Source organism: Pseudomonas imperatae, assembly GCF_057128625.1.
The window spans coordinates 40147-57333 of record NZ_JBSKHP010000030.1; the positions used below are offsets into that span (position 1 = coordinate 40147).

The 17187-nt window shown below is 66.5% G+C and carries 12 protein-coding genes; 7 read left to right on the plus strand and 5 right to left on the minus strand.

The window, feature by feature from the left end; translation table 11 throughout:
* Window positions 1–135: 135 nt before the first annotated feature.
* Window positions 136–2262, minus strand: coding sequence for a TonB-dependent receptor family protein (locus ACWKWX_RS27735; protein ID WP_483829461.1), 2127 nt, complete (start codon window positions 2260–2262; stop codon window positions 136–138).
* A 253-nt stretch (window positions 2263–2515) separates the two neighbouring features.
* On the opposite strand from ACWKWX_RS27735, the gene ACWKWX_RS27740 reads away from it, so the two are divergent.
* A complete protein-coding gene (locus ACWKWX_RS27740; protein ID WP_483829480.1) occupies window positions 2516–4564 on the plus strand; it encodes a TonB-dependent siderophore receptor in 2049 nt (682 codons plus the stop codon).
* Window positions 4565–4655: 91 nt separating this feature from the next.
* On the opposite strand, the gene ACWKWX_RS27745 is transcribed toward ACWKWX_RS27740, so the two are convergent.
* On the minus strand, window positions 4656–6233 hold the full coding sequence (locus ACWKWX_RS27745; protein ID WP_483829462.1) for an EAL domain-containing protein: 1578 nt from the start codon (window positions 6231–6233) through the stop codon (window positions 4656–4658).
* Window positions 6234–6722: 489 nt separating this feature from the next.
* Between ACWKWX_RS27745 and ACWKWX_RS27750 the strand changes: the two genes are divergently transcribed.
* From ACWKWX_RS27750 to ACWKWX_RS27770, 5 genes are all read left to right on the plus strand, one after another.
* Complete coding sequence (locus ACWKWX_RS27750; protein ID WP_483829463.1) at window positions 6723–7766, plus strand: ABC transporter substrate-binding protein; 1044 nt, start codon at window positions 6723–6725, stop codon at window positions 7764–7766.
* Between the two features lie 14 nt (window positions 7767–7780).
* A complete protein-coding gene (locus tag ACWKWX_RS27755; RefSeq protein WP_483829464.1) occupies window positions 7781–8398 on the plus strand; it encodes a glutathione binding-like protein in 618 nt (205 codons plus the stop codon).
* 10 nt (window positions 8399–8408) lie between these two features.
* The gene (locus tag ACWKWX_RS27760) at window positions 8409–9458 is read left to right on the plus strand and encodes an AraC family transcriptional regulator (protein WP_483829465.1); all 1050 of its coding nucleotides are present in this window, start codon (window positions 8409–8411) and stop codon (window positions 9456–9458) included.
* Window positions 9459–9586: 128 nt separating this feature from the next.
* Window positions 9587–11941, plus strand: a complete 2355-nt coding sequence (locus tag ACWKWX_RS27765) for a TonB-dependent receptor (protein ID WP_483829466.1) — start codon at window positions 9587–9589, stop codon at window positions 11939–11941.
* Between the two features lie 7 nt (window positions 11942–11948).
* Window positions 11949–13277, plus strand: coding sequence for an LLM class flavin-dependent oxidoreductase (locus ACWKWX_RS27770; protein ID WP_476297289.1), 1329 nt, complete (start codon window positions 11949–11951; stop codon window positions 13275–13277).
* A gap of 8 nt (window positions 13278–13285) precedes the next feature.
* Here the strand turns inward: ACWKWX_RS27770 and ACWKWX_RS27775 are convergent, their stop codons facing one another.
* Window positions 13286–14734, minus strand: coding sequence for a high affinity choline transporter 1 (locus ACWKWX_RS27775; protein WP_416424848.1), 1449 nt, complete (start codon window positions 14732–14734; stop codon window positions 13286–13288).
* Window positions 14735–15118: 384 nt separating this feature from the next.
* Here ACWKWX_RS27775 and ACWKWX_RS27780 point away from each other — a divergent pair, with 384 nt between their 5' ends.
* Window positions 15119–15502, plus strand: a complete 384-nt coding sequence (locus tag ACWKWX_RS27780) for a DUF2784 domain-containing protein (protein ID WP_416424847.1) — start codon at window positions 15119–15121, stop codon at window positions 15500–15502.
* On the opposite strand, the gene ACWKWX_RS27785 is transcribed toward ACWKWX_RS27780, so the two are convergent.
* Together ACWKWX_RS27785 and copM are read right to left on the minus strand one after the other, a co-directional pair.
* Window positions 15492–16361: an isocitrate lyase/PEP mutase family protein gene (locus ACWKWX_RS27785; RefSeq protein WP_027980448.1), complete on the minus strand. Its 870-nt coding sequence runs from the start codon at window positions 16359–16361 to the stop codon at window positions 15492–15494. The genes ACWKWX_RS27780 and ACWKWX_RS27785 overlap by 11 nt on opposite strands.
* Before the next feature lie 300 nt (window positions 16362–16661).
* Window positions 16662–17030 carry a CopM family metallochaperone gene (gene copM, locus ACWKWX_RS27790; protein ID WP_483829467.1) on the minus strand — a complete coding sequence of 123 codons (369 nt, stop codon included), beginning with the start codon at window positions 17028–17030 and terminating at the stop codon, window positions 16662–16664.
* Window positions 17031–17187 lie beyond the last annotated feature (157 nt).

Below are 17187 nucleotides of genomic sequence, written 5' to 3' on the forward strand. Positions count from 1 at the left end.
CCGCTGCTACGGGGGGCGCGTGTCATTCGCGTCGTCTGCATCGCGGCCAAGGCCGGCTCCTACCACGGACGGCGTAGGAGCCGACTTTAGTCGCGATGCAGACGACGCCGGTTCAAGACAGTTGCTGCTACGGCGTCAGCGCAGGCTCCAGGATACGCCCAGGTATACGCCCATCCCTTCGCCGGGCGTGGAGCGCGCGGCGTCCACGCCCTTGTCGTCGTAGCCTGGGGTCACGGTGGCGGCGTAGTGCTGGTTGGTCAGGTTGCGCATGTCCACCCAGGCCTGCCAGTCGCCCTTGGGCGCGTTGTAGCCCAGGGTGGCGCCGAACAGGGCGTAGGCGTCGGCGTAGTAGCTGTCGGCGTAGTCCACCGCCACTTTCGACACCAGCTGGGTGTTGGTTGCCGCGAAGAAGCCTTGCGGCCAGTCGTAGCGCAGCTCCGCCTGGTAGTCATGCATGGGCAGGCCGGGCAGGCGGTTGCTGCCGAACTGGTCGTCGTTGCGGTAGTGGAAGTCGCTGAAGGTGTAGGCCTGGCGCAGGCTCAGGGCGCCGACGCCGTCGCGCGACCACAGGGTGCTTTGCAGGCTGGCTTCCACGCCCTGGTGCACGGTGGGGCTGGCGTTCAGCTCGTAAGGCGTGGTGGCGCTGGCATCCGGCAGCACCGACAGCAGTTCGTGGCGCACCTGGGCGTAGTACCAGGCCAGGCTCCACTGGCCAGCGACGCTGTCGCCACGGCCGCCGATTTCCACGGTGGTGGCGGTCTGGTTGCGCAGCGCCACGGGCACGCGCTGGGCGCCGGTGGCCACGCCGCTGCCGGCGGGGAATAGCTGGTTGGAGCTGTAGATCAGCGACCAGGGGTGCGGCGCTTCCACCGAGCGGCTGAGGTTGCCGAACAGCTGCACGCCGGGCGTCAGCTGGTAGCGCAGGCCCAGGCGCGGCGCGTAGTCCCAGTCATGCAGGCTGACCTTGCCGCCGCCCGCCGGGTAGGTGACCGCGCTCTCGCGGCGGGTGTAGATGGCGGCGATGCCGGTGGTCAGCCACAGGTCGTCGGCAATCTCCAGGTCGTTGCTGAAATGCAGCACCGTGTCCGAACCCTGGTAGGTGAAATTGCGAATGCGCGTGCCCGGCGCGTAGCCCGCGGTGTTGCCGGTGGGGATGCGCACGAACTCGCTGGCGCCGTCATTGGGCAGGTGCTTGGTCACGCGCAGGCCCAGGGTGCTGTTGCTTTCCAGGCCCCACAGGGTGTCGCGGCGCTTGTAGTCGAAGGTGCCGCTGACGTCGGTGTAGGCCACCTTCAGGCGGTTGGGGCCTTCGCGCAGGTCCATGGGGTAGTCGTGGTACACCAGCCCGGTCTGAATGCTGGAATCGTCGTCGATGTAGTAGGTGGTCTTGTTGCCGATGAAGGTGCTGCCCGGCTCGTCGCGCTGGTAGTCGCGCGCCTCGTACGTGGGGTTGGCCGCCTGGGCGTGGTGCTCGATGGAGTCCTTGGTCACGCGCCCGGCCAGCTCGTTGTCGGTCTCGCGGTGGCGGATGTAGAAACGCGTTTCCAGGTTCGGGTTGAAGCGGTAGCCGACGTTGGCGATCACCCCCTGGCTGGTGCTGGCGGTGTGGTCCTGGTAGCCGTCCGACTGTGCGTCGGTCACCGCCACGTAGTAGTCGAAGTCGCCCAGCACCTGGCCCGAGCTGACCTGGCGCTGGCGGTAGCCGTGGCTGCCCATGGCGTAGCGCACCTGCAGCAGCGGTGCGTCGTAGCCGCTGTGGCTGACATAATTGATGGCGCCGCCCAGCGCCAGGCCGCCGTAGTCGAAGCCGTTGGCGCCGCGCAGCACCTCCACATGGTCCAGCCACAGCGGTTCCAGCAACTCATAGGGCGTGCCGCCGGGGCCGGTCAGCGGCAGGCCGTCGAGCATGGCGTAAATGCCCGAGGCGTGGGCGCCCGGCGCGCGGTTGATGCCCGAGCCGCGAATGGAAATCTTCACCCCTTCGTTGCCCGCCGACTGCGCGTACACGCCCGGCTGGTAGGCCAGCACGTCCTGGTTGCTGGCCACCCGGCCCTGCAGGGTTTTTTTCATGTCCACCACGTTGGTGCCGCCCGGCACCTGGGCCAGGCGCGCGTTGGCGTCTTCGGCCCCTTGGTCGTCGCCGCTGCCGTCCTGGCCCTTGATCAGCACCTGGCCCAGTTCCATGTCCTGGGCATCGGCCAGCCCCGGGCAGCACAGGGCAAGGCCCAGCAGGGCGGTGGGCAGGGTTTTCGGCGAACGCATGGTGGTGGCTCCAACGGGGGGACAAGAGAGTGGTGCGACGCACTGGGAGACGAGCGGAGCACAGGAAAATTTGCCTGCTGGCCAAGCAATATTACGAAATGTGAAAAAATTGTCGAAATTTCATTGGTAACTGGGTTAGATTCTCATTCACACTTTGAAACAGAATCGCATTCTCACCTAAACCGTTACAGGAAGTCTCGCCTTGAAACATCGCCTCCCTGCCAGTTTGTTGCTCGCCGGTGCCTGCAGTGCCATGCCCCTGGCCTACGCAGACGACATGACCCTGCCGGCCACCCAGATCGAAAGCAGCAGTGACAGTAGCCAGGGTCAGAGCGTGGGGTATCAGGGCGAGCCGGTGTCCAGCACCACGCGCCTGGGCCTGACCGACAAGGAGACCCCGCAGGGCGTGACCACCATCACCCAGCAGGAGCTGAAGGACTTCAAGATCACCGGTATCAAGGACGCCCTGCGCGCGGCGCCGTCGGTGACCGTGGAGCAGACTGAGACCGACCGCACCGAATTCACCTCGCGCGGCTTCGACATCAACACCTTCGAATACGACGGCATGGGCATGCCCTTCGTGGGCACCGTGCTGGTGGGCGAGCAGGACCTGGCCGAGTACGAGCAGATCGACGTGCTGCATGGCGCCAACGGCCTGATGAGCGGGGCGGGCAACCCCTCGGCCACGGTCAACTTCGTGCGCAAGCGCCCCACCGACACCTTCCAGGCGCAGATCAACACCAGCGTCGGTTCGTGGGACAACCGCCGGGTGGACGTCGACGTCTCGGGCCCGCTGACGCCGACCGGCAACGTGCGCGGCCGCTTCATCTACACCCACGACAAGGGCGATTCGTGGATGGACCGCTATGGCCACGAGCGCAACGTCGCCGCCGGCCTGCTGGCCTTCGACCTGTCCGAGGCCGACACCCTGACCGTGGGCTTCTCCCAGCACAACAGTGATTCCAACGCCAGCACCTGGGGCAACCTGCCGTTGGTGGACAGCAGCGGCAACGCCATCCACTACAGCAGCCGCGGCGCCAACATCGGCCAGCCGTGGACGTACTGGAACCTCAACACCCAGCGTGCTTTCGCCGAACTCAAGCATGATTTCGGCAACGGCTGGAACGCCACCCTGACCGCCACCGCGGTCAAGGAAAAGCAAGACACCAACATGCTCTACGTCTACCAGGTGACCGGTGACGACGCCACGGTGTACGCCAACCACACCAGCAGCGAGGCGCACCAGTTGCTGGGCGAGGCCAAGCTGTCGGGCCCATTCACCCTGTTCGGCCGCGAGCATGAGCTGACCATCGGCACCGCCTACGGCCGCACCCACCAGCAAGGCCGCGAGTACGACGTGAGCGCCGATGGCTCGTATGAGACCTCGTTCGCCGGCATCCTGGCGGGCAATGCCGCGTTGCCTGCGTTCAACTACACCAGCGACGCGCTGACCCAGAACTTCGTCGACACCCAGCGCAGCGTCTACGCCGGCGCACGCTTCAGCCTCACTGACGACCTGCACTGGATCGCCGGCGCGCGCATGCTCAGCGCCGATGCCTCGGGCAGCAGCTATGGCGCCGACTACTACACCCGCGCCCACGGCAAGGTGACCCCGTACACCGGCCTGGTCTACGACCTGACCCCGCAGTGGAGCGTGTACGGCAGCTGGACCGAGATCTACACCCCGCAGTACAACGTCGGCGCCGACAACAAACTGCTGGCGCCGCTGGAAGGCAAGAGCACCGAAGTGGGGGTCAAGGGCAGCCTGATGGACAGCCGCCTCAACGTCACCGCCGCGCTGTTCAAGGCCGACCAGCGCAACGTTGCCGAGGACGCCGGCTACAACGGCGTGCAGGAAGTCTACAACCCGGTGGACTACAAGAGCCGCGGCGTCGAGCTGCAGGCCTCGGGTGAAGCGCTGCCGGGCCTGGACCTGCTGGCGGGCTACACCTACGTGCACATCGAGAACGACGACGGCGACCGTGCGCGCAAATACGTGCCCACCCACAGCGTGCGCGGCATGGCCACCTACCGCCTGCCGTTCATGGAACAGGCCAAGGTGGGCACCCGCGTGAGCTGGCAGAGCGCGGTGCAGAACGACGACAACAGCGCCATCCGCCAGAACGCCTACGCCCTGGTGGACCTGATGGCCAGCTACGACTTCAACAGCAACTGGAGCACGTCGCTGAACCTCAACAACGTCTTCGACCGCAAATACCTGCTGTCGCTGTACAACAGCGCCACCACCGCCAGCTACGGCGCCACCCGCAACGTGACGGCGTCGGTGACCTGGAAGTACTGAGGCGCACCTGCATCCTCGTGGGAGCTGGCTTGCCAGCGAGCTGTTGACGTTCCCAAGCTCGCTGGCAAGCCAGCTCCCACACGAAGCGGGGTCAGGTGTTGGCCTCCGATCGGCTTTTGCAGTGTTGGATAAAGCGCCCCAGCTCATCAATCTGCATCGGCTTGCCGAAGAACCAGCCCTGGGCCAACTGCACCCCGGCATCGCGCAGCACGTTGCGCTGGTGCTCGGTCTCCACCCCTTCGGCAATCATCTTCAGCTTCAACGAACGGGCTATCTCGATGATGTGGAACAGCAGCGGGCTGCTGCTGCGCGCCTCGCCGATCTCGTCGACGAACGCCTTGTCGATCTTCAGGTAGTCCAGGTCGTAGGTGGCCAGGTACGACAGGCTCGAATTGCCGGTGCCGAAGTCGTCGATCGCCACCTTGAAGCCTTTCGCGCGAATCGACAGCAGCACTTCCCTGGCCTTGTCCGGCACCATCAGGCCGCGCTCGGTGGCCTCGATCAGGATGTTTTCCGAGGTGCCGCCCGAGGCGCGGATCAGCGCCTGCAGGCGTTGCTCGGTCTGCTCGGAGTGCAGGTCCTCGGCGGAGAAGTTGATGGCGATGTGGGTGTCGGGGTTGTCCTTGATCAACTGCACTGAATCGTTGGCGACCATCTCCATCACCTGCGCGGTCACCTGCTGGATCAGGCCGTTGGCTTCGGCGGCGGGAATGAACTCCATCGGGCTGATCAAGCCGCGCTCCGGCTGCTTCCAGCGAATCAGCGCCTCGGCGCCCACGCACCTGCCGCTGCGCAGGTCCATCACCGGCTGGTACAGCAGGAAAAACTCGCGCCGGCGCAGCGCCCGCAGCAGTTGCGACTTGAACGACAGCCGATGGCGTACGCCCAGGTACAGCAGCACGCCAACGATCAGCCCCGACAGGCCGCCCACCGCCAGGTAACCGGGCAGCACGGCCCACACCCTCTGCGCGACCCGCGCCTTGGGCATGGCAGCCAACACCGAGGAGTCGCGGTCGGTGGAGGGCTGGATGAACACGTATTTGCCATCGGCGAAGAAGGCTATGGGCTGCCGCTGGTACTGCGCCAGCCATTGCGGCTTGAACTCGCCGCGCGAGCGCACCACCACCTGGTCGCTGTTGCGGAAGTGAGTGATGTCGATGTCGGTCTGCTCGCCCACCACGTCCAGCACCAGGCTGGGCACGATAATCCCCGCGTAGCCGTCGTGCTCGTTGATCGCGAACACCTCGCCCGGTGCGTCCGGCAGCGTCACCCGGCTCCAGCGCCGGCCGCTGCTGGCGGTCACATGGCTGGCCGGCCCCAGGTCCACCTGCTGGCGCGCCGAGGGCAGGGTGGAACACAGCAGGCGGTCGCCCTGGATATACGCCAGCCCTTGCAGGTAGCTGGCCTCCAGCAGCAGGTGTTCCATCAGCGCCAGGTGGTCCGGCGAGCAGGGCGCCAGGCCGGCGTGCTGCTGGGCGGCCACCGCCTTGTCGACCTGCGCCTGGGTGCTGGCGGAGCGGTGAATCACGTCGGCGGTAATGTCGGCCAGATAACCGCGCGCCACGTCGTGGCCGCTTTGCACGGCCAGGTAGGCCGACAGCGCCACGGCGCCGATGAAGATGCCGACCGCGGTGGCGGCGGCCAGTTTTCGCAAGGTCCTTCTGCGCATGGGGGGGGGGGCTCGGGGATGGGAATGGAGTGAAGCGTAGACGAGGCGGCACGCGGCGCAGCCGGGTGGTGTGCGCCGACTCTTGTAGCAGCAACTGTCTTGTGGGAGCTGGCTTGCCAGCGAGCTTTTAGGGCCCCAACAGCTCGCTGGCAAGCCAGCTCCCACAGGATGTAGCAGCGGCCGCAGGCCGCGTTCTGGCCCCTGAGTGCGCTGGAAATCTTAGGCGTGGAATAGGGCCAGCGCAGCCTGGCGGCAGCGGCTACGGGGAGAGGGTTGAACGGGAGTGCGCGGTGTTTTCGGACGCGGCTAGGTTCCGGACGCGGCATGGTGATTATGCTTTTCAGGCATGGGCGGCGGCACTCAAGGCCGGCGCGGTATATGCATTAATCGCCTAACAACCAGAATTTTTATTATTTTATTTTTACCCCCACACAAACCTATCGTGCGCCTCACTTCCACCTTTCCGCTGGAACCTGCAGGAGCACCGCCATGCCATCGTCCCGTATCTTCCGTCCGCTGTTCGCGCTTTCCCTCGCTGCCGCGCTGGTGTCCGGCAGCGCCTGGGCCGATGACGTCAAGGAGATCCGCATCGCGGTGCCGGATATCAGCGCCGGCCCCACGCCCAGCGGCGCCGGTATCACTGATGTGCTGCGCGACCAGCAGAGCCTGGAGAGGGAATTCGCCAAGGACGGCATCAAGGTGCGCTGGGACTTCTTCAAGGGCGCAGGGCCTGCGATCAACGAGGCGTTGGCCAACGGCCAGGAAGACTTCGCCTACCTGGGCGACCTGCCGGCCATCGTCGGCAAGGCCAGCGGCCTCGACACCCGCCTGTTGAGCGCCACCGCCCGCGACATCAAGCTGTACCTGGCGGTGCAGCCAGGCAGCGGCATCACCTCGCTGGAAGCGTTGAAGGGCAAGCGCGTGGCAATTTTCCGTGGCACCGCCACGCAGTTGTCGTTCGCCTCGGCCCTGGCCAGCCGCGGCCTGAAGGAGAGCGACTACAAGGTCATCAACCTCGACTACAACGCCGCCAACACCGCCCTGGTGGCCAAGCAGATCGACGCCACCTGGGCCGGCGCCGGGCTGATCGCGCTGAAGGCCAAGGGGCTCGCCGAACTGCCGCTGACCACCGTCGACCTGGGCGGTGCCGGCAGCGTGCAGACCGTCCTGCTCGGCCGCGGCGCCTTTGTCGATGCGCACCCGGACCTCACTGCGCGCCTGCTCAAGGCCCAGCAACCGGCCGTGGCCTGGCTGCGTGACGAGGCGCACAAGCAGGCCTACGTCGATCTGGTATCGCGCCTGGCCAGCTACCCAGCGGCTATCCTTGCCACTGACGCCGCCGACCAGTCGTTCGCGCGCATCTTTGACCCGCAGCTGGACAGCAGCTTCACCGGCAACCTGCAGCACAGCGTCGACCTGGCCTTGCAGGCACGGCTGATCCGCAAGGGCTTCCAGGTCAGCAGCTGGGCCCAGCCGCAGTACCTGAACGCGGCGCTGCAAACCGCGCCGGACGCCACCCAAGCCAGCCGCTAAGCCGAGGACCTGCCATGACCACCCTGTTCATCTACCCGGGCGCCTGCTCCCTTGCCGCCCACGTCGTCATCGAAGAGCTGGACTTGCCCATCGAGGTCGAGCAAGTCAGCCTGACCCCCGACTCGCCGTACCGCCAGCTCAACCCCCAGGGCCGGGTGCCGGCGCTGCTGCTGGACGACCAGACCCTGCTGACCGAGAACACCGCGCTGCTGCCGTACCTGGCCGACCTGCGCCCCGGCACGCCGCTGTTCGCACCTGCCGGCAGCGTGGAGCGGGCGCAGATCCAGGGCTGGCTGGGCTACCTGGCCACCGAGGTGCACACCGGCGCCTTCCGCAGCATCAACCGCCCCGAGCGCTTCACCCCGGACGAGCAGGCCTACGCTGGCATCCGCAGCAAGGGCCTGGAGCGCCTGGCCGAGGCGCTGAAACCCATCGAGGCGCGCCTTTCGGGCCAGGACTGGCTGGTGGGTAACCGCTTTACCATTGCCGATGCCCATTTGGGCGTGTTCGTGGGCTGGAGCGCCCGTGCCGGCACGCTGCTGCAGGCGTTCCCGGCGCTGCAGGCGTTCCTGGGCCGCTACCGCGCCCGTGAAGCCGTGGCGCGCACCCTGGCCGCCGAAGGGCTGGCCTGAGGAGCTGCCGATGTCGACGCTGCACACCATCGCTACCTGGGCCCAGGTGATCGCCCGCACGCTGGAGGCGCGCGGCATCGCCAGCGCGCCGCTGCTGCGCGAGGCTGGCATCGGCCCCTGCAACCTGCACGACCCCAACCAGCGCATCGCACTGGCTGCCATGAGCGCGTTCTGGCGCGCGGCGCGGCGAGCCAGCGCCGACGAATGCTTCGGCCTGGGTGTGGCGGCGTGCAGCTACCCCACTGATTTCCACGGCCTGTACTTCGCCGCGCAAAGCAGTGCCACCTTCATCGAGGCGCTGGAGCGCGGTGTGCGGTTCGCGCCGGTGATCACCACGGCGGCGCTGCTGACCCTGGTGCGCGGCCCGCAGGTGACGCGGCTGATCTACGGGGTGCCCGACGGTGCGCAGGTGGAGCAGGTGGCCAGCGAGGCGTCGATCGCCTGCTCGGTGCGCTTCACCCGCCAGACCTGGCCGGGCATGCCCATCGTGCAAGGCGTGCACCTGGCCCGGCCCACCCCGGCCGACCCCCGGCGCTGGGAGGAGCTGCTGGGCTGCCCCATCCAGTTCAACGCCGCCGACAACGCCATCGACTACAACAACCGCTGGCTGCACACGCCGCTCAACACCGCCAACCTCGACGTTGCCCAGGGCCTGGACGCGGTGCTGGATGGCTACCTGGAACGCCAGCGCAGCCTGAACCTGCCCGAGCGGGTGCGCGCCGCCATCCTCCGCGACCTGCCCCTGGGCGAGGTGCAGCAGAGCCGGGTGGCCGACGCGCTGGGCATGAGCGTGCGCAACCTGCACCGCCACCTGCTCAAGCACGCCACCAGCTTCAAGGCGCTGCTCGACGACTGCCGACGCCAGCTGGCCTTCAGTTACCTGCGCCGCACCGACTGCTCCATCAACGAGATCTGCTACCGCCTGGGCTTCAACGAACCCAGCAGTTTCAACCGCGCGTTCCGCCGCTGGACCGGTGCCAGCCCCGGCCAGTGGCGCCGCCATGACCAGGGTACGGCGCCGCTGCCAGCGCCTGCGCAGCACCTGTCCATCGCCGTCTGACCCGGTGGCCGAGGCGGACCATGGTTTGTCCGCCCAGGCCCCAAATCTTCCTGTACCGCTGCCTAGCATGGGCACCCTGAACGTGCATTTGGCCTACGTCGCCGCACGCCACCAAGGAGCCTTCGCCCATGCTGTCACGTTACGCGGCCACCACGGCCCACCGCCTCAAACCCCTGAGCCTGTCGCTGGCCATCGCCTTGCCGGGGGCGCTGTGGCACGGCGCCGCTCAGGCGGCCGATGACACCCCGGCAACGCCCGACAGCGCCCAGGCCGACAGCACCGGCAGCCCGCGCCTGGCGCCGGTGACCGTCACCGCGCGGCGCCGCGCCGAGGCCTCCCAGGACGTGCCCACGCCCATCACCACCCTCAGCGGCGAGCAGCTGGAAAGCCAGCGCCTGTACAAGATCCAGGACCTGCAGCAGACCCTGCCCAGCGTCAACGTCGCCTATGTGCACGCCCGGGTGTCGAGCTTCGCGGTGCGCGGCATCGGCAACAACCCGGCCAGCGACGGCCTGGAAGGCAGCGCCGGCATCTACCTGGACAACGTCTACCTGGGCCGCCCGGGCATGGCCGCCTTCGACATGCTCGACGTCGACCAGCTGGAGCTGCTGCGCGGGCCCCAGGGCACGCTGTTCGGCAAGAACACCACGGCCGGGGTGCTCAACATCACCACCAAGGGGCCCACCTTCACTCCCGAGCGCAGCGTGGAAGTGTCGGGCGGCCAGGACGGCTATTTCCAGGGCAAGGGCACGGTGTCCGGGCCACTGACCGACACCCTGGCCGGGCGCCTGTCGTTCTACCGCACCCGCGACGACGGCTACCTGGACAACAAGCATGACAGCCGCACGCTGCTGGGCGGCGAGCGCGAAGGCCTGCGCGGGCAGCTGCTGTTCAAGCCCAACGACGATTTCAGCCTGCGCTGGATCAACGAGTACAACAGCGAGAACTCCAGCAGCGGCAGCAGCGTGATCTACGGCGCCGGCCCGCTGTTCTGGCGCCGCGCCACCCTGGTGGGCGCCAACCCGATACTGGGCCACAGCAACATCGACGGCCGCCAGAACGTCAGCGTGCACCAGAACGCCAGTTCGCTTGAAGCCAACTGGAACCTGGCCGGCGGCTACACGTTGACCTCCATCAGCGCCTACCGCTACTGGCACTTCAACCCGGCCAACGACGCCGACCAGCTCGACGTGCCGGTGCTTCGCGACTTCGGCTACGAGGTGCACGACCGCCAGTTCTCCCAGGAGATCCGCCTGGCCTCGCCCAAGGGCGAGCACTTCGACTACGTGCTGGGCGCCTACGCGTTCAAGCAGAACCTGGGCAACCGCATCTTCACCGACTTCGGCCCGCTGGCCGACCTGGACCTGATCGGCGCCAACCTCAATGCGCTGAACAACCTCGACAGCAAGGTCAACGGCAAGGTCGACACCGAAAGTTACGCGCTGTTCGCCCAGGGCACCTGGCACCTGACCCCGCGCCTGGACTTCAGCGCCGGGCTGCGCGGCACCTATGAAGAGAAGGACGCCAGCGTGCAGCGCTACGCGCCCACCGGTGGCGGCGCCGCGGTGGTGATTCCCGGCGTGGTCGACGGCAACGCCATCCGCGCCAGCCAGGTGGGTGCCTATGACAGCGGCAACCTGCACCTGCACAACGCCGCGCCGTCGATGCTGGCCAGCCTCAGCTACCGCTTCAGCGACGACGTGCTGGGCTACACCTCGCTGTCCCACGGCGAGAAGTCGGGCGGGGTGAACCTGGCCGTGGCCTCGGCGCCCAGCGCCGGCGCCGAGTCCTTGCTGGTAGGGCCCGAACGCGCCAACGACGCCGAGCTGGGCATCAAGAGCCAGCTGTTCGACCACCGCCTGCAGCTCAACGCCAACCTGTTCTGGACCGGCGTCAACGGCTACCAGGCCACCACCTACTACCAGCCGCTGGGCGCGCTCACCGGCTACCAGCTGCTGACCAACGCCGGCAGCGTGCGCTCGCGCGGGCTGGAGTTCGAGGCCACGGCGGTGCCGGTGCGCGGCCTGACCTTGAACTTCAACGGCTCGTTCAACGACGTCACCTACCTGTCGTTCAAGGACGCGCCGTGCCCGGCGGAAAACACCACTGCAGCCACCTGCGACCTCAGCGGCCAGCGCGTGGCTGGCGCCTCGCGCTGGATCGGCAACCTCAACGGCGAATACAAGTGGCTGCGTATCGACGGCATCGAACCCTACGCCACCGCCAGCTACGCCTACCGCTCCGCCAGCCAGGGCACCCTCGACAACTCCGAGCTGGCGCGGATCGACGGCTACGGCCTGGCGAACTTCTCGGTAGGCGCGCGGGTGGGCTACGGCGACGGCCTGATCGACGCCTCGCTGTGGGTCAAGAACGCCTTCGACCGCGAGTACTACCTGGCCGTGGGCAACGGCTCCAATGGCCTGTACACCGCCTCCCCGGGCCAGCCGCGCACGGCTGGCATCACCCTGCGCTACGACTTCTGAGGTGCACATGAGCAACAGACAAATGAGCCTGGGCGCGTTCCTGATGGGCAGCGGCCACCACGTCGCCGCCTGGCGCCACCCGCGCGCCTGGGCCGGCGGCAACCTGGACTTCGCGCACTTCAAGCGCCTGGCGCAAACTGCCGAGCGCGGCAAGTTCGACGCGATTTTCTTCGCCGACAACCTGGCCCTGATGGGCTCGCCGGAGCTGGGCCAGTACACCACCGCCGGCGATGTCTTCGACCCGCTGGTGCTGCTGTCGGGGCTGGCCACGGTCACCGAGCGCATCGGCCTGGTGTCCACCGTGTCCACCAGCTACAACGCGCCGTACCTGCTGGCGCGCAAGTTCGCCTCCCTGGACCACCTGAGCAACGGCCGCAGCGCCTGGAACCTGGTGACCTCGGCCACCGACCTGGAAGCGCTGAACTTCGGCCGCGAGGAGCATTTCGAACACGGCGACCGCTACCAGCGCGCCGAGGAATTCATCGACGTGGTCACCGGCCTGTGGGACAGCTTCGAGGACGACGCCTTCGTGCACGACAAGGCCAGCGGCGTGTACTTCCAGCCGCACAAGCTGCACACCTTGGGGCACCGCGGCGACTACTACCAGGTGCGCGGGCCGCTGAACATTCCGCGCACGCCGCAAGGCCACCCGGTGTTGATCCAGGCGGGCTCTTCCGAGCCGGGCAAGGCGTTGGCGGCGCGCACCGCCGAGGTGGTGTTCACCGCGCAGCAGACCCTGGGCAACGCCCAGGCGTTCTATGCCGACCTCAAGGGGCGGCTGGCGGCCCATGGCCGTGGCCGCGACGAGCTGAAGATCATGCCGGGCATCTCGCCGGTGATCGGCCGCAGCCAAGGCGAGGCCGAGGACATTTTCGGCGAGCTGCAGGCGCGCCTTGATCCGCGGGTAGGGCTGGGGCTGCTGGCCGGGATGGCCGGTGGCGTTGACCTGTCAGGGCATGACCTGGACGGCCCGTTGCCGGAGTTGCCGGTGAGCAACGCCATGCAGAGCCGCCAGGCGTTGTTCATCGACCTGGCGCGGCGGGAAAACCTGAGCATTCGCCAGCTGTACCTGAAGGTGGCGGGCGCCCGTGGGCACCACACCGTGATCGGCACGCCGCAGGCGGTGGCCGATACCCTGGAACAGTGGTTTGTGGAAGGGGCGGGCGACGGCTTCAACATCATGCCGCCGATACTGCCGGGCGGGCTGGACGACTTCGTCCAGCAGGTGGTGCCGATCCTGCAGCAGCGCGGGCTGTTTCGCCGCGAGTACAGTGGCACCACCCTGCGCCAGCACTTGGGGCTGGCGCGGCCCGGCAATCGTCATGCCGGGCCCTAGGGAGCGGGTCAGTTGCTGGCCACGGCGCCGTCGAAATCCTGTTCGCTGTCGCGCTTGTTCAGCGGCGGCAGCAGCGAGCCGATGATCATGCCCAGGGCGCTGATCAGCAGGCCGGCCAGTTGCGGCGGCCACAGGTCGCCGTCCTGGTGGGTCATTTCCAGCAGGCCCCAGGAGCTCAGGCCGAAGATGATCGCGATGATTGCGCCCTGGTTGGTGGCGCGTTTCCAGAACAGGCCGAAGAACAGCGGCACCACGGCGGCTACCAGGGTCACCTTGTAGGCGTTGCCGACCATCTCGTAGATGCTGGAGTTGGAGTACAGCGCGAACAGGCAGGTGAGGGCGGCGCCCACGGCGATGGTGATGCGCATGGCCAGCAGGAACTGGCGGTCGGTCATGTTCGGGCGCATGCGCTTGAGCACGTTCTCGGTGAAGGTCACCGACGGCGCCAACAGGGTGCCCGAGGCAGTGGACATGATCGCCGACAGCAGCGCGCCGAAGAACATGATCTGCGCAAACAGCGGGGTGCGTTCCATGATCAGGCGCGGCAGGATCATCTGCGCGTCGGTGTCCAGCAGGTCGCTGACCATTTGCGGGTCGATCATGGAGGCGGCGTAGGTCAGGAAGATCGGCAGCATGCAGAAGGTCAGGTAGCAGCAGGCACCGGCGATGGAGGCGCGCGAGGCGATTTTCTCGGTCTTGGCCGACATCACCCGGGCGTATACGTCCTGCTGGGGAATGGAGCCGAACATCATGGTCACCGCCGCGCCCAGGAAGCCCAGGATGTCCTTGGCCGAGGTGCTGTGCACCATGGTGAACTTGCCGGCTGCCGCCGCATGCTCGATCACGTGGCCTGCGCCGCCGGCCATGCTGCCCAGCAGGTAGGTGAGGTAGACCAGGCCGCAGACGATGATCAGCATCTGCATGGAGTCGTTCATGGCCACCGACCACATGCCGCCGAACAGGGTGTACACCAGCACGATGCCGGTGCCCAGCAGCATGCCTTCGGTGGTGCTGATGGCGCCGTCGGAGAGCACGTTGAACACCACGCCCAGGGCGGTCAGCTGCGCGGCGATCCAGCCCAGGTACGAACCGATGATCACCAGGCTGACGAACAGCTCCACCTTGGGCCCGTAGCGTTTGCGGAAGAAGTCACCGATGGTGAGCATGTTCAGGCGGTACAGCGGGCGGCAGAACACCAGGCCCACCAGCATCAGGCAGCCGAACGAGCCGAAGGGGTCTTCGATGATGCCCGAGAAGCCGTTTTTCATGAACGCGGCGGGAATACCCAGCACCGCTTCGGAACCAAACCAGGTGGCGAACACCATGGCGGTCACCACGGGGAAGGACATGCTGCGGCCAGCCGCCGCAAAGTCCTTGGAGTTCTTGACACGAGTGGAGGCGTAGAAGCCGACACTCACAGTGATCAGCAGGTAAACCGCGACAAACCAGATCAGCATGTGTTCTTCCCGTTCGCACGCGCAGCCTGGCCAGGGCGAAAACCTGGGCACACGCTGGCGAGGCGCTAGACAAAATTGTTTTTTTTGGACGCGTACGGGGTCTCAGGCGGGTGAGGGTGGCCAGGGGCTGGCGGTGCTCGCCCGGTGATGTCCGGTACAACGGGTCGGCAGTGTGCCAAACGCGTCAAATATGTCAAACGTTTACAGCGTGCTAGCGGAAAATTAGCGACGTCGTTTTTGCTAAAAACCAGATAACTATTTGATTAATAACGAATTAAATTGCCAGATATTTTGGTCGGCTTGTCAATAATTCTGGACCTGTGCCGCCCTTGATCCTCGCCGCGCCGGGGCCGACAATGGCGAAAACAACGCGCAAGGATTCCCATGTTCTATTCCATGGCAGCCAACGGACTGGTGCTGTTTCACGGCCTGTTCATTATTTTTGTACTGCTGGGCGGGCTGTTGCTGCTCAAGTGGCGGCGCCTGATCTGGCTGCACCTGCCGGCGGCGGCCTGGGGCGTGGCGGTGGAGGTGTTTCACCTGACCTGTCCGCTGACGTACTGGGAGAACCTGATGCGCCTGCAGGCGGGGCAGCAGGGCTATGCGGGGGGGTATGTGGAGCACTACCTGCTGCCAGTGATCTACCCGGCCGGGCTGACGGCGGGTATCCAGCTGGTGCTGGGCAGCGTGGTGCTGCTGATCAATGGCACGGTCTACTGGCGGTTGTGCCGCCGGTGGCGTGGTGAAGCGTTGCGGCCTATTCCTTGACGTCCATGAACTCGCGGGCCCAGGCCACGTAGCTCTCAGGCAGGGTGTAGGTGTGGGTCAGCTCCGTGGCACTCAGGTTCTGGGTGCTGCGGGTGAGCTTGCGCTGTTCGCGCAGGGAGTCGTAGGTGGCCTTGATGGCGGCGAAGTAGGCGCCGTGGCCATCGACGCTGATGCGCACGCCCAGTTTCGCCAGGCGGTCGTCGTCCTGCAGCGCCGGGTTGCCGTAGGTCACCAGCATCAGCGGCACGCTGAGGTGCTGGGCGATCTCTTCCAGGTGGTCGAAATCACGCACGCCCACCATGCAGATGCCATCGGCGCCGGCTTCCTGGTAGGCCTTGGTGCGGGCGATCACGTCTTCGGTGCTCAGCACGCCGGCGTGGGTGCGGGCGATGATGGTCAGCTCCGGGTCGATACGCGCTTCCAGGGCGGCCTTGATCTTGCCGATGCCTTCGGCCACCGAGATCAGGTCGGTGGACTTGCGGCCGAACTGGGCGGGCAGCAGGGTGTCTTCGATGGTCAGCGCGGCGACGCCGGCGCGCTCCAGCTCGGCCACGGTGCGCATTACGTTGAGGGCGTTGCCGTAGCCGTGGTCGGCGTCGGCGATGAACGGCAGCTGGGCCACGCGGCCGATGCGCGTGGCCTGTTCGACGAATTCGCTCAGGGTGATCAGCGCGAAGTCCGGGGCGCCCAGCACTTGCAGGGAGGCCACCGAGCCGCCGAGGATGCCGACTTCAAAGCCCAGGTCGGCGGCGATGCGCGCCGACATCGGGTCGAACACGGAGGCGGTGTGGAAGCAGGCGTTGGAAGCGAGCAGCTGGCGGAATGCGCGACGCAAACCTTGGTGGGAAATTCTGGGCATGAGCGCTCCTCAGTGTGGCATCAATCGGTTTTACCGTCCGGGCCAAGATGAAATGGTGGGAGACTATCACACGCAATAGTACCGTTGATGTCGTTTTCGCATCATTCGATGCGTGGGCGTTATCAACAGCTTAAACGTTTCAGGTATGAACAATCCCACCACTGATCGGCGATTATACAGTGCGGGATCAAGGACTTGTACCCGCTGCTTGCCTGTGGGAGCTGGCTTGCCAGCGAGCTGTTGGGGCCTAAAAAGCTCGCTGGCAAGCCAGCTCCCACAAGGTAGCCGCAGCCACGGGAATTATTTGGGTTGCTTGGCCAGCCAGGCCTTCATCTGCGCGATCTCGGCGTCCTGGGCCTTGATGATGCCTTCGGCCAGCTTGCGGATCTCCGGGTCCTTGCCGTACTTGAGTTCGGTCTTGGCCATGTCCACCGCGCCCTGGTGGTGGGGCAGCATGCCCTGCACGAACAGCACGTCGGGGTTGTCGCTGGTGGCGTTCATGTTCATGTCCGCCGACATGCCGTGGGCGGCGTGCTGGTACTCGGCCTTCATGGCGGCGTTGTCATCGGCGTAGGCAGCGCCGCACAAGGTGGTGGCGAGCATGAAACTCAAGAGTTTGATCACGGTGTGCTCCTGCTGGTCGAAAAGGTGCAGGGTAGACCTTGCCATGGGGGGAAGGTCAAGGCCAGGTGTACGCCCTGCAACAGCGTTCCCACACTCTGCCAGCCAGCCAACAAGCCGCCTGCCGCAGGCCCCTTGGAAACACGGGCCCAGGGCCTTGGCACGCTCGCTGCAATGAGCTTCCCGGCGCGTCCCACCCCGCACA